Origin of the sequence: Sphingomonas sp. LM7 (assembly GCF_002002925.1) — a bacterium.
Classification (GTDB): Bacteria; Pseudomonadota; Alphaproteobacteria; order Sphingomonadales; family Sphingomonadaceae; genus Sphingomonas.
The window spans coordinates 2,731,492-2,744,650 of the sequence record NZ_CP019511.1 but is presented as its reverse complement, the minus strand read 5'-3'; the positions used below and the strand labels follow the sequence as shown (position 1 = coordinate 2,744,650).

Annotated in this window: 10 protein-coding genes; 9 read left to right on the top strand and 1 reads right to left on the bottom strand. The window is 67.6% G+C overall.

Features of this window, described 5'->3' with window-relative positions; translation table 11 throughout:
• Positions 1-2,460: a DNA ligase D gene (ligD, locus tag BXU08_RS12465; RefSeq protein ID WP_077510352.1), complete on the top strand. Its 2,460-nt coding sequence runs from the start codon at positions 1-3 to the stop codon at positions 2,458-2,460.
• Here ligD and BXU08_RS12460 read toward each other — a convergent pair.
• Positions 2,446-4,635 (bottom strand): M28 family peptidase, encoded by a 2,190-nt coding sequence (locus BXU08_RS12460; protein ID WP_077510351.1) that lies wholly within the window; start codon positions 4,633-4,635, stop codon positions 2,446-2,448. The genes ligD and BXU08_RS12460 overlap by 15 nt on opposite strands.
• A 273-nt stretch (positions 4,636-4,908) precedes the next feature.
• Here BXU08_RS12460 and BXU08_RS12455 point away from each other — a divergent pair, with 273 nt between their 5' ends.
• The 8 genes from BXU08_RS12455 to BXU08_RS12420 all read left to right on the top strand — a co-directional run bounded on the left by BXU08_RS12455 (position 4,909) and on the right by BXU08_RS12420 (position 13,122).
• Positions 4,909-7,392: a circularly permuted type 2 ATP-grasp protein gene (locus BXU08_RS12455; RefSeq protein ID WP_077510350.1), complete on the top strand. Its 2,484-nt coding sequence runs from the start codon at positions 4,909-4,911 to the stop codon at positions 7,390-7,392.
• A gap of 4 nt (positions 7,393-7,396) precedes the next feature.
• Positions 7,397-8,278 carry a transglutaminase family protein gene (locus BXU08_RS12450; protein WP_077512352.1) on the top strand — a complete coding sequence of 294 codons (882 nt, stop codon included), beginning with the start codon at positions 7,397-7,399 and terminating at the stop codon, positions 8,276-8,278.
• 97 nt (positions 8,279-8,375) lie between these two features.
• On the top strand, positions 8,376-9,314 hold the full coding sequence (locus BXU08_RS12445; protein WP_150125526.1) for a DnaJ C-terminal domain-containing protein: 939 nt from the start codon (positions 8,376-8,378) through the stop codon (positions 9,312-9,314).
• 84 nt (positions 9,315-9,398) lie between these two features.
• Positions 9,399-10,304, top strand: a complete 906-nt coding sequence (locus BXU08_RS12440; RefSeq protein WP_253190362.1) for a YihY/virulence factor BrkB family protein — start codon at positions 9,399-9,401, stop codon at positions 10,302-10,304.
• Positions 10,301-11,104, top strand: coding sequence for an enoyl-ACP reductase FabI (gene fabI / locus BXU08_RS12435; RefSeq protein WP_077510349.1), 804 nt, complete (start codon positions 10,301-10,303; stop codon positions 11,102-11,104). Before BXU08_RS12440 ends, fabI begins: the two co-directional genes overlap by 4 nt.
• Positions 11,101-11,628 (top strand): GNAT family N-acetyltransferase, encoded by a 528-nt coding sequence (locus tag BXU08_RS12430; RefSeq protein ID WP_077510348.1) that lies wholly within the window; start codon positions 11,101-11,103, stop codon positions 11,626-11,628. The genes fabI and BXU08_RS12430 overlap by 4 nt, the downstream gene beginning before the upstream one ends.
• Entirely contained in the window at positions 11,625-12,692 is a 1,068-nt protein-coding gene (aroC, locus tag BXU08_RS12425; protein WP_077510347.1) for a chorismate synthase, read from the top strand. The genes BXU08_RS12430 and aroC overlap by 4 nt, the downstream gene beginning before the upstream one ends.
• Positions 12,693-12,822: 130 nt before the next feature.
• The gene (locus tag BXU08_RS12420; protein WP_077510346.1) at positions 12,823-13,122 is read left to right on the top strand and encodes a hypothetical protein; all 300 of its coding nucleotides are present in this window, start codon (positions 12,823-12,825) and stop codon (positions 13,120-13,122) included.
• The last annotated feature ends 37 nt before the right edge of the window (positions 13,123-13,159 follow it).

Genomic DNA, 13,159 nt, shown 5'->3' with positions numbered 1-13,159 from the left:
GTGGCCAAGCCCGACCCGCTCGAAAAATACAATGCCAAGCGCGACTTCGCGCAGACTGCCGAGCCCGCGGGCGAGATCGCACGCACCGGCGGCAACCGCTTCATGGTCCAGAAGCACGACGCCACCCGGCTCCACTGGGACTTCCGCATCGAAGTGGACGGCGTGCTCAAGAGCTGGGCAGTCACCCGCGGCCCGAGCATCGACCCGGGCGAGAAGCGCCTCGCGGTGCGCACGGAGGATCATCCGCTGTCCTATGCCGATTTCGAGGGCACGATCCCCAAGGGCCAATATGGCGGCGGCACGGTGATGCTGTGGGACGATGGCGTCTGGGAGCCGATCGAAGGCAAGAGCGCCAAGGATCTGGAGAAGGGCCATCTCCACTTCCGCCTCCAAGGCGAGCGGATGAACGGCGAGTGGTTGCTCATCCGCCTGAAGCCGCGGGGCAAGGAGCGGGGCGAGAATTGGCTGCTCCGGAAGATCGACGATGCCTATGCCGGCGCCACCGACTATCTGGTCGAGACCGGGCTCACCAGCATCAAGACCGGCCGCACGATGCAGGAGATCGCCGAGGGCAAGAAAGCGGGCAAGCGCCCCGCCAAGGCTTCGCCGCAAGCCACGGCGCGAGTGGCAAAGCATGCCGCGCCGCCCAGGAACGCCAAGCTGCCGGAATTCGAGAAGCCGCAGCTCGCTACGCTGGTCGATAGCGTCCCGACCGGCAGCCAGTGGCTCCACGAAGTCAAATATGACGGCTATCGCGCGCTGATCGCCACCGGCGCCAAGGGGCCCAAGATCTACACCCGCACCGGGCTCGACTGGACCGACAAATTCCCCGGCATCGCCGCGGCGGCGAAGAGCCTCCCCGCCCCCGCGCTGATCGACGGCGAGATCGTCGCGTTCAAGGCGGGCAAACCCGATTTCTCGACTCTGCAGGAAGCCATTTCCGCGGGCGGCGAGGGACTGAGTTTCTTCGCGTTCGACTTGCTGCGCGACCGGGGCGAAGACACCGCCAAGCTCCCCCAGCTTACTCGCAAGGAGCGGCTCCGCGCGCTACTCGAAGGCGCCGACGAACGCATCCAGTTCTCCGAGCATATCGCCGGTGCCGGCGAGACGCTGTTCGAGGAGATGTGCCGCGAGGGGTTCGAGGGGATCGTCTCGAAGCGCGCCGATGCGCCGTATCGTGGCGCGCGCACCAAGGCCTGGCTCAAGGTCAAATGCATAAGACGCCAGGAATTCGTGATCATCGGCTGGCTCCCCAGCACCGCCAAGGGCCGCGGCCTTCGCTCGCTGCTGCTGGCGGTCAACGGTGCCGACGGGCTGGTTTATGCCGGCAAGGTGGGAACGGGATTCAACCAGGCGACGCTCCACGATCTGCGCGAGCGCTTCGACAAGGTCGCGGCGAAGGAAGCGCCGGTGAAGGTGCCCCGCGCCGAGGCGCGCGGCGCGCAGTGGCTCAAGCCGAGCCTCGTCGCCGAGGTCGCGTTCAGCGAGTTCACCGCCGAGAATGTCGTGCGTCATGGCAGCTTCCTCGGCTTGCGCGAGGACAAGAAGGCCAAGGACGTCGTCGTCGAAACGCCCGCGCCGCTCCCCGACGTTCCCGAAACCAGCATCAAGATCAGCAGCCGCGATCGAGTGATCTATCCCGAGGCGGGGCTGACCAAGGGGCAACTCGCCGATTATTACGCCGCGATCGCGCCGGTGGCGCTGCGCTGGCTGGCCAATCGCCCGATCAGCCTGGTCCGCTGCCCGCAAGGCCGCGCGAAACACTGTTTCTTCCAGAAGCACGATGCCGGCAGCTTCGGCGAGCAGGTCCACCATGTCGATGTCCGCGAGAAGGACGGCAGCGTCGAGCCCTATCTCTATATCGACGATCTCGATGGGATCATGGCGTGCGTCCAGATGGGTACGATCGAGTTCCACGGTTGGGGCAGCCTCGTCGCCGATATCGAGAAACCCGATCGTCTGGTCTTCGATCTCGACCCTGACGAGGGGCTCGATTTCGCGATGGTCAAGAAGGCGGCGGAGGACCTCAAGGAGCATCTCGCCGATATCGGGCTGACCAGCTGGCCGCTGCTATCGGGCGGCAAGGGCGTGCACGTCGTCGTGCCGCTGATCCCGCAGGCGGAGTGGCCGGCGGTGCGCAGCTTTGCCGAACGCTTCGCCCGCGCGCTGGCGCAGGCCGAGCCCGACCGCTTCACCGCCAACCTCAAAAAGGTGACGCGCAAGGGCAAGATCTTCATCGACTATCTGCGCAACCAGCGTGGCGCGACTGCGGTACTGCCCTATGTCGCGAGGGCCCGCGAAAACGCGCCGGTCGCCGCGCCGGTCACCTGGAGCGAGCTGCGCGACCTCGACTCGGCCAAGCTCTACACGATCCGCGACGCCACGGCGCTGCTCGAGCGCGCCACCAGCCGCGCGCTGCAGGGCTGGGGCGAGGCCGAGCAGGCGCTACCGGATTTGTGACGCCAGGCTGACCGGGCGGATCAGCACCTGCCGGTCGCCGACATGGACGGGCATCGCGGTATCGGGCCGCGCCGCAATCAGCGCGCGGGCCGCCTCGCCTGCGCCGTAGCGGATCCGGTGCCAGCGGATGTCGGGCAGCGGCCCCTTGGCGGTGAGCGTCAGCGTCACGTCGAGCAGCCTGCACGCGCGTCCGGTGCAGCCGAAATAAGCCAGCGGTCCCTTCACCTGCGGCCGCGCGCCGTTGACCACCAGGCTGCGGAAGCCCTCGCCCTTGTCGACATAGAATTCCTGGCGGTCGGCGCTGGGCGCCTCGGCGCGCAGAACGATCGTGCGGAGCTCGCCGGCGACGGTGTCCGAGACGATCGATATCCGACCGTCGTCGGCCAAGCGCGGCGCGGGCGCGTGCCATTCGCCTTCGGCGTCGGGCGCATCGGCAAAGGCGGCGGCGGCCTTCATTGCGGCGGGCAGCGGCCCATTGTCCCACACCCGGAAGCTGGCGCCCTCGGCGCGGTCCTCGTGCACCAAGTTCAGGTGTCGCGGCGCTTCGCTCGTATAAGCGGGCACCAGCAACGCCGCGACGATCGCCGCTGCCAGCACCGCGCCGCAGGCCAGCGGGGTGCGGCGGGTAGAGAGCCCCGGCATCGCGAAGAGGAACAGGAAGACGAGCAGCGCGGCGATCGGCGCGGCGCTCTCGACGAACAGCCCGTCCTCGAAACCGCCTGCGATCGGCAGCATGATCAGTGCGAACACCAGCGCCGCAGCACCCAGCAGCCAGGGCACGGCGCGGCGTGCGGGAGCGAAGCAGGCGGTGATCGCCGCGGCCAGCAGGAATATCGACGACCATACCGCGATGACCGACAGGCCGGGCACGAAGGCGAAGGCGGCGAGGACCAGGATCGTCAGCCAAATCCATGCCGAGGCCGCCAGCCGGACCGGGCTGGCCACGCGCATCCAGTGGAGCACCAGGCTCGCGCCGGTGAGGGCTGCGGCGCCGTACATCAGCCGCAAGGCGACCGGCCAGGCGGTGCCATAGGCCGAATCGGGCCGCAGCGCCCCGACCAGCATCCCCAGAACGACCGCCAGAGCGGCGCCGAACAGCACCGCCAGCGGCGGCGCCAGCAAGGCTTTCACGGCGTTGCCGCCGCCGGACCGGGCGTACAAAAATACCGCGGAACCCAGGCCGAGGACCAAAAGCGCCAATGCGACATTCGCGGGTACAACGAGGAACATTATCCGATCGATGTTGACGAAGATGCGGCTGCCCTCTTCTCCTTTCGCCTGCGCGGAAGTGAATCCGTTCACCGCAGCCAGCGCCTCGGCTCCCATATGGCGTACAGAATTGCGGTCGAGAAACGAGAGGTTGTCCAGCGGGGTATGATAGCGCTTGCCCGCGCCGATGATCGCGAAATTGGCCACGTCGACGTTGAGCGGCAACAGCATCGTCACGTCGGTGTCGTTGGGAAGGATGCTGTACAGGTCCGAGGCCAGCGAATTCGCCGCGGGGACCAGCCCGCCGGCCTGGAGCGCGGCGATGTCGCGGCCATTGGGGCGGCTGGTCTGGAACATGTTGGCGGTGCCGGTAGTGCCGCGCGCCTCGAGATTGACCACCGCGCCGATCCGCTTGGCCAGCGGATCGCGCGCCGCGAACGCCGCCGCGCCGACCAGCCCGGCCTCCTCGGCATCGGTGAGCAGCACCAGCACCGGCCGGCCGAGCGGCTTGCCCTTGAGCAGATGCGCGACTTCGAGCGCGACTGCGACGCCAATCCCGTCGTCCGCCGCGCCGGGGCCGGCGGGGACCGAATCATGATGCGCGGTGAGCATCACCGCGTCGTCGCCGGGCGGGGTGATCCAGAAGACGATGTTGCGCGGCCGCGCGCAGATCGCCGCGCCCTGGCGGATGTCGTTGCAATGGAAGGTCTGGCGGATTTCGGGCGTGAAGCCCGCCTGCTTGATCTGTGCGAGCAGCCGCGCTTCCACGGCGTCATTGGCGTCGCTGTCGGTCGGGTGCGCGCGCTGATCGCCGAGAATATCGGAAAGCCGCGCGACCGCGCGCTCGGTATTGAATTCGGTCTGGAGGGTGCGCGGCGGGTTCACGCCGATCGGGCGGATCGCCCAGAGCGCCAGCAGGACGACGCAGATCGCCACCGTCCACCAGCCTGTGCGCATACCCGTCATGGCGATCCCCCGATGCCGCCGGCGTTCGAAGGACGCCGGGCCGCTGCCTTCATGCGGCAGTCGGCGGCGATCGGAAAGCGGCTAACCGGGTAAAGGGGCGAATTGCGGGTTCCTCTTCGATCGCGTGACCCTGGCGGCCGAGTGAGACCCTTGATCCTCCAGTCCTGCCATCGCGGCGCGGGGTGACGGAGAAGAAGAGGGTACACTCCGCGTATCGCTTGTTGCCATGCAACATGCTTTCCCCCATCACCGCGCCTCCGGAGGAAGCGCATCTTGGCCAGCCGCGCCGCGACATCTTTGTTCGACGCCGCGACGATCGCCGATCGTTGGATCGCCGATTATTGCGGGCATGTTCCCGGCGGGGACGTGCTTTGCGCAAGCGATCGCGATCCCGCCTGGGCGGGATTGTTCGAGGAGCTCGCGACACTGTCCGGTGACGGCCTGGAGCTCGCCCGCGAACGCGCGCAACGGCATGCCGAGGATATCGGCACCGGCTTCCGCATCGTCGATGAAGGTGAGGAGCGCCCCTGGCCGCTGTCGCCGGTCCCGCTGCTCATCGAAAAGACCGAATGGGACGGCATCGCCGACGGCATCGCCCAGCGCGCCGAATTGCTCGAGACGATCCTCCAGGACCTGTACGGCGAGGCGAACCTCGTCGCCGACGGCCATGTCCCCGCCGCGCTCGTCTCCGGTAGCCCCTATTTCCTCCGCCCGCTCGCGCGCCTGACCCCGCCGGGCGGCCACCACCTCCAGTTCGTCGCGGCCGACCTCTGCCGCGGGCCTTCGGGCGAATGGCGTGTGCTTGCCGATCACCTCCGGGCGCCGGCGGGTGCGGGCTATGCCCTGGAGAATCGGCTGGCGATCGCGCGGACGCTCGATGAGCTCCAGTCACGGCTCAATATCGAGCGCCACGCGCCGTTCTTTGCCGCCTTCCGCGAAGGCGTCGCCGCTGCCTGCCGCCGCGCCGAGCCGCGTATCGCCTTGCTGACCCCGGGGCGGCTCAACCCGAGCTATCCAGAACAGGCGCATCTCGCACGCTATCTCGGCTTCCTGCTGGTCGAGGGGGCCGACCTCGCGGTGCTGGACGACAAGCTCTACGTCCGCACGATCGCGGGGATGAAGCGCGTCGATGCCTTGTGGCACCGGCTCGATCCACGGCTGCTCGATCCGCTCGCGCTCGATTCGCATTCGACGATCGGCGTTCCCGGCGTGATCGACGCGATCGCCGCAGGCAATGTCGTGATTGCCAACGCGCCCGGCGCCGGGCTGCTCGAAGCGCCCGCCTTCGCCGCCTTCCTGCCGCGGCTGGCCGAAGTGCTGACGGGTGCGCCGCTCAAGCTTCCCAACATCGCCACCTGGTGGTGCGGGCAGGACGCCCCGCGCGATCACGTCGCCGCCAATCTCGATTCTCTGGTGGTCGCGCCTGCCTTCGGCGCCGCACCGCTCGGACTTCCCGGCGGCAAGGCCATGCTCGGCTCGGCACTCAGCCCCGACGAACGCGCAGCCCTGCTCGATGACATGACTCGCCGGCCGCAGGATTATGTCGGGCAGGAAGTCGTCCGCCTTTCGACCATGCCGGTGGTGACCGAGGACGTGCTGGCGCCGCGCCCGTTCACGCTGCGAGTCTTTGCCGCGCGCGACGGCGAGGGGCGCTGGACTGTGCTCCCGGGCGGCTTCGCACGCATCGGCGAGCATCCCGACCCGCGCGCGGCCGTGATGGGCGAGGGGATGTGGTCCGCCGATGTCTGCGTCCACGGTGCCGAGGCGGTCGCGCCCGTTTCGCTGCTGCCCTCGGGCGACACCACCCAGCTCCGCCGCAACCCGGGCACCTTGCCTAGCCGCGTTGCCGACAATCTGTTCTGGCTCGGCCGCTATCTCGAGCGCGGCGAGGCATTGCTCGGGCTGCTTCGCGTGCTTCTCGGCCATTCGATCAGTGCCGATACCGGTGCGGCGCTGGCCGTGGATACCGTCGGCCGGCTAACTCGCCTGGTGGTCTTCTCGGGCGCTGCGCCCGAAGCCAAGGGCGTCAAGCGCGCCGACCTTACCCAGCTCGCGCGTACAGCGCTCGAAGGGGAGGGCGAATGGCACAGTGTTCGTGAGATCAACCGCCAGGCGCGGCTGATCGGCGCGGTTTCGCGCGAGCGGCTCTCGGCCGACATGGTCCGCCTGCTCGATGCGCCCTTCCCGCAGCGCGGCGGGCTGCTCGACAAGGCCGGCTCGCTCCAGCGCCGCTATTCGGCGCTCAATGGTCTCGCGAGCGAGCATATGACGCGCACCGACGCGTGGCGCTTCCACGACATCGGCCGGCGTATCGAGCGCGCATTGTCGGCGATCCGCTTCATTCGCAGCTTCGGTGGTCCCGATGCCACGAGCGACGATCTGTCGACGTTGCTCGATCTGATGGACAGCCAGATCAGCTATCGCCAACGCTATTTGACTGGAATGGCGCGGATACCGGTGCTCGATCTGGTTACGCTCGATCCCAACAATCCCCGCGCGCTCGCGTTTCAGGTCGCGGCGATTTCGGCGCACCTCAACAAGCTGCCGGTGCTGTCGGACGACGGGCTGGCCGAGCCGCAGCAGGAGCAGGCGCGGGGCATTGCGGCGCTGCTGGTGACGGCGAATGCGACGCGTATCGACGACGCGCTGCTCGCCGATCTGGAGACCCGTCTCGCCAATCTTTCGGCGGCGGTAGCAAGGCGATATTTCCTCCACGGTGCCGAGCCGCTTCGGGCCGCGGGCCTGGTCCTGGCCTGAGCGAATGCTGTACCAGATTCGCCACATCACGCGGTTCGCCTATGCGGCGCCCGTCGCCTTTGCGCGCAACAATCTCCGCCTCAAGCCGATCCTCTGGTCGGGGCAGACCGTCGAGGACTATGAGCTGGTCATCGAGCCGCAGGGCCGGGTATTCCCCGCGCGTGCCGAGGCCGGTCTCGCCAATGTCGTCCGGCTGGTGGTCGACCGGCCCGCGCGGACGCTGACGATCGAGAGCCGCGCCCGGGTTCGTGTCGAGCGCCCGGTGCCGATGCCGGAAGCATCGGATCCCAGCCTGGCGCAAGTCGCGGAATGGGCGCGCGCGAGCCGTGATCCTTCGCCCGCCAGCCCGGCCGCCTATCTCTTTCCGTCGCCGCTGATCCAGCTCGATCGCGACATCGCGGCCTGGTGTGCCGAGGAGCTGGCGCAGGGCCGCGGCATCCTCGAGGCGTCGATCGCGCTCGCGTTGCGTATCCAGCGCGAATTCGCCTTCGATCCCGCTGCGACCCTGGTCGATACGCCGCCGCGCGAGGCGTTCCTCCAGCGCGGCGGCGTGTGCCAGGATTTCGCCCAGATAATGATCTCGGGCCTGCGCGCGGCGGGGCTGCCGGCGGCCTATGCCTCGGGCTATATCCGCACGATCCCGCCGGCGGGGCAGCCGCGCCTCGTCGGTGCCGACGCGACGCATGCCTGGGTGCTCGTCTGGGCCGGGCCGCAGCTCGGCTGGGTGGGCGTCGATCCGACCAACGGCATCTGGATGGCAGGCGATCATATCGTCGTCGCGATCGGCCGCGACTATGCCGATGTCGCGCCGATCGACGGCATCGTGCTGGGCTCGGGCGCCCAGGAGATGCATGTCTCGGTGGATGTCGAGCCGCTGTCCGGCTGAGCCGGACTTGCACAAAAGGTGTGCGGCAACGATGTTCGCGGGCGCGCGGCTTCTGTAAGGGGCGCGCGACATTGATGATTTTCGAACGGGGAATTTGGTGGCGGATCCGTATGCAACTCTGGGCGTCGCGCGGGGCGCGAGCGAGGCTGACATCAAGAAAGCCTATCGCAAGCTCGCCAAGGAGCTGCATCCCGACCGCAACAAGGACAATCCCAAGGCGTCCGAGAAATTCAGCCTAGTCACCTCCGCCTATGACCTGCTGAGCGACAAGGACAAGCGCGCGCGCTTCGATCGCGGCGAGATCGACGGCGACGGCAATCCGACTGCGCCGTTCGGCTTCGGCGGCGGCGGCGGGCAGCAGGCCGGCTTCCGTCCCGGCGGCAGCGGCTTCGATTTCGGCGGCGAATCGGGCGATATCGGCGACATATTCGAGGGGCTGTTCGGCGGCGGTGCGGGCCGTCGCGGCGGCGGTGGCTTCAGCGGCGGCTTTGGCGGATTCGGCCGCAAGCCGGCGGCCAAGGGCGCGAATGTCGCCTATCGCCTTGCGGTGGCGTTCGAGGACGCGGCCAAGCTCGCGCCGCAGCGGATCACGCTGCGCGACGGCAAGTCGATCGATCTCAAGCTGCCCGCCGGCGTCGAGAGCGGCACCCAGATGCGCCTCGCGGGCAAGGGTGAGGAGGGCCCGGGCGGCTTCGGCGACGCGATCGTGACGATCGACGTCCAGCCGCACCGCTTCTTCGTGCGCGAAGGCGACGACATCCGGCTGGATCTTCCGGTCAGCCTGTCCGAAGCGGTGCTCGGAGCGGATGTCCGCGTGCCCACGCCCGACGGCGCAGTGATGCTGAAGGTGCCCAAGGGTTCGACCTCGGGCAAGGTGCTGCGCCTCAAGGGGCGTGGCTTCCACAAAAAGGCCGGCGGTCGCGGCGATCTGCTCGTCACGACGATGGTCGACCTGCCGGTCGACGACGATGCGCTGGTCGAGTTCGTGCAGGGTTGGCAGGACAAGGGGAACCCGCGTGGCCGCATGGGCGTCTGAGCCTCTGTGACCGATAGCCCGCCAGCCCAAGATATTGTCCACAAGGGGATTTCCCCCGAGTCTCCGGAGGCGCGGGCACGCGGCGTGGGCACGACCGCGCATGGCCGCCTTTCGAACCTGGGCATTTCCAAACGCTTCTGGGTAGTTCTCAAGCGCGTCGCGGTGGGCACCTATACCGATGGCTTCACTTATGCCGGCAACCTTGCCTATCTGTCGCTGGTAACGCTGTTCCCGTTCTTCATCGTCGCCGCGGCCGTCGCCCAGCTGTTCGGGCGCAGCGCCGAGGGTATCCGCACGCTCGAGGCCTTTCTGCAGACCGTGCCCCCCGACGTTGCCAATGTGCTGCGCAAGCCCGTGGCCGACGTTCTGCAGGCGCGGACGGGCAGTCTGCTGTGGCTCGGCGCACTGGTGGGTCTGTGGACCACGGCGGGTTTCATCGAGACGCTGCGCGGCATCCTGCGCGCGGCCTATGGCGTGCAGACGAGCACGCCGTTCTGGCGGTATCGTCTCGGATCGATCGGCATGATCGTGGCGGCGGTGGTTCTCGCAATGGCTGCGTTCAGCTTCCAGATCGTGCTCACCGCCGTCGAACAGTTCGTCTATCGGCTGCTGCCGCTGTCCACCGAGGTGCAGACGCTGCTGTCGGTAACCCGGTTTGCCCCCGCGCTCGCGCTGTTCGGCGCGCTGTACATGCTGTTCTATTCGCTGACCCCGCGGAAATATCGCGGCACCGAATGTCACAAATGGCCGGGGCCGGCATTCGTCACCATCTGGTGGATGGCAACCACGGCGCTGCTGCCGCTCGTCCTGTCGTCGCTGGGCGGATATGACCTGACCTATGGCAGCCTTGCCGGCGTGATGATCGCCCTGGTGTTCTTTTACATCATCGGCCTGGGGCTGGTGGTTGGTGCGGAACTCAACGCAGCTCTGGCCGAAGTGCCCCATGAGCGGCTAGAGCAGGGCCGTCAAAAGGAGGACGGGACGTCGTGACGGGATTGATGCAGGGCAAGCGCGGGCTGATCATGGGCCTGGCGAACGATCGTTCGCTGGCATGGGGCATTGCCCAGAAGCTGCGCGAGCATGGCGCCGAACTGGCGTTCAGCTATCAGGGCGAGGCGCTGGAAAAGCGCGTGCGGCCGCTCGCCGAGCATCTCGGCCAGGACTTCCTGATCGAATGCGACGTCTCGGACATGGCCGATCTCGACAGGGCCTTCGCGACGCTCGCCGAGCGCTGGCCGACGATCGACTTCGTCGTCCACGCGATCGGCTTCTCGGACAAGAACGAGCTGCGCGGCGGCTATGTCGACACCAGCCTCGACAATTTCCTGATGACGATGAACATCAGCGTCTATTCGTTCGTCGCGGTGGCGCAGCGCGCGTCGAAGATGATGCCGAACGGCGGCAGTCTGCTGACGCTCAGCTATTACGGCGCCGAGAAGGTGATCCCGCATTATAACGTGATGGGCGTCGCCAAGGCTGCGCTGGAAACCAGCGTCCAGTATCTCGCCGTCGATCTGGGCCGCGACAATATCCGCGTCAACGCGATCTCGGCCGGGCCGATCAAGACGCTGGCGGCAAGCGGGATCGGCGACTTCCGCCTGATCCTCAAGTGGAACGAACTCAATTCGCCGCTCAAGCGCAACGTGACGATCGAGGATGTCGGAGGCGCCGGGCTATACCTGCTGTCCGACCTGGCCTCGGGTGTGACCGGCGAGACCCACCATGTCGACGCCGGCTACAACGTCATCGGCATGAAGGCCGAGGACGCGCCCGACATCGCATTGGTGTGAGCACCGCGATCCGCCCCGCGACCGGCGGGGACGTCGCGGCGATCGACGCATTGCTGCGGAAGGCCTTTCCCGATGCCGGGGAGGCGATGCTCGTCCAGCGGCTGTGCGTCGATGGCGACATGGTGCTGACCCTCGTCGCCGATGACGAGGAGACCGGCAGCCTCGCCGGCGTGATCGCCTATAGCCGGATGGCAGTGGAGATCGCCGGCAAGCACATCGCTGCGGTGGCGCTGGCGCCGCTTGCGGTCGATGCCGGGCAGCGCGGGCAAGGCGTTGCCGAGGCGCTGGTACGGGCCAGCCTGACCCAGCTTGGCGATGCCGGCGCGATGCTGGTCTTCGTGCTCGGCGATCCCGATTATTACGCGCGTTTCGGCTTTTCGACCGATTGGGCGCGCGGATTTGCCTCGCCTTATGCAGGCGACTATCTGATGGCGCTGCCGCTCCAGGGTGGCGGCATGCCGTGCGGCGAGCGCGGCGCGGCGACGCACGCAAAGGCGTTCGCACAATTGGGCGGGAACCATTGAGCTTCAACACCTTCGGACGCGTCTTCCGCTTCACCACCTGGGGCGAGAGCCATGGGCCCGCGCTCGGCGCGGTGGTCGATGGTTGCCCGCCGGGGCTCGAACTGTCCGAAGCCGATATCCAGCCGTTCCTCGACAAACGCCGCCCGGGCCAGTCGCGCTTCACCACCCAGCGGCAGGAGCCCGATCAGGTCCGCATCCTCTCGGGCGTGTTCGAGGGCCGTACCACCGGCACTCCGATCAGCCTCCAGATCGAGAATGTCGATCAGCGCTCGAAGGATTATTCCGAAGTCGCAGTCGCGTATCGCCCGGGTCATGCCGATTACGCCTATGACCAGAAATACGGCTTTCGTGACTATCGCGGGGGCGGACGTTCCTCGGCGCGCGAGACCGCGGCCCGCGTTGCCGCCGGCGCCGTCGCACGCCTTGCCATCCCAGAAGTGAAGATCCGCGCCTGGGTTGAGGCGATCGGCGGCGACGCGATCGATCCCGCCAATTTCGACGCAGCCGAGATCGACAATAATCCCTTCTTCTGCCCGGATGCCGCGGCCGCCGCACGCTGGGAAAAACTGGTTGATGATGCGCGCAAGGCGGGGTCGTCGCTCGGGGCAGTGATCGCGTGCGAAGCAACCGGCGTTCCGGCAGGCTGGGGCGCGCCGCTTTATGCCAAGCTCGACAGTGAACTCGCCGCAGCATGCATGTCGATCAATGCGGTGAAGGGTGTCGAGATCGGCGACGGTTTCGCCGCGGCCACGCTGACCGGCGAGCAGAACGCCGATGCGATGCGGCCTGCCGGCGATGGCGTGCATTTCCTCGCCAACCATGCCGGCGGGATTGCGGGCGGCATCTCGACTGGCCAGCCCGTGCTGGTCCGGGTGGCGTTCAAGCCGACCAGTTCGATCCTGACTCCCGTCGAGACGATCAATCGCGAGGGCGAGGCGACGGAAATCCGCACCAAGGGCCGCCACGATCCATGCGTCGGCATCCGCGGGGCGCCGGTTGTCGAGGCGATGGTTGCGTTGGTGCTGGCCGATCAGAAACTTTTGCACCGGGCGCAGTGCGGCTGATCCCGCATTGGGCTCGTTTCGGGGTCGGTCGGTTTTGTCGCAGCGGCGAAGCGTCCCGGACACACGCAACCATGCGCGCGATCGAGCCGTTCATTTCCTGCCATTTAGGTCAATTGTCAGGAGTATAAACATGCGTAAGCTCACCTTGTTCCTTGCCGGTGCCATGCTGATTCCGGCTGCTGCGATCGCGCAGGACGTGCCGCAGCAGGATCCTTCGGCAACCAGCCAGGACCAGAAGAAGAAAGACAAGGAAGCCGATACGACCAGGGACACGACCGCGCCGGCCGACGGCACCACGGGCAGCGGCACGACCGCCGAGCCTTCGACCGGTCCGACCACGACGACGGATCCGAGCACGACGACCGCCGAGCCTTCGACCGATCCGAGCGCCACGACGCCGGACGCTGCGGCTCCGACGCCCCAGCGCTAACGCGTGAGGCCAAGCCCCGGCGGATCTGCCGCCGGGG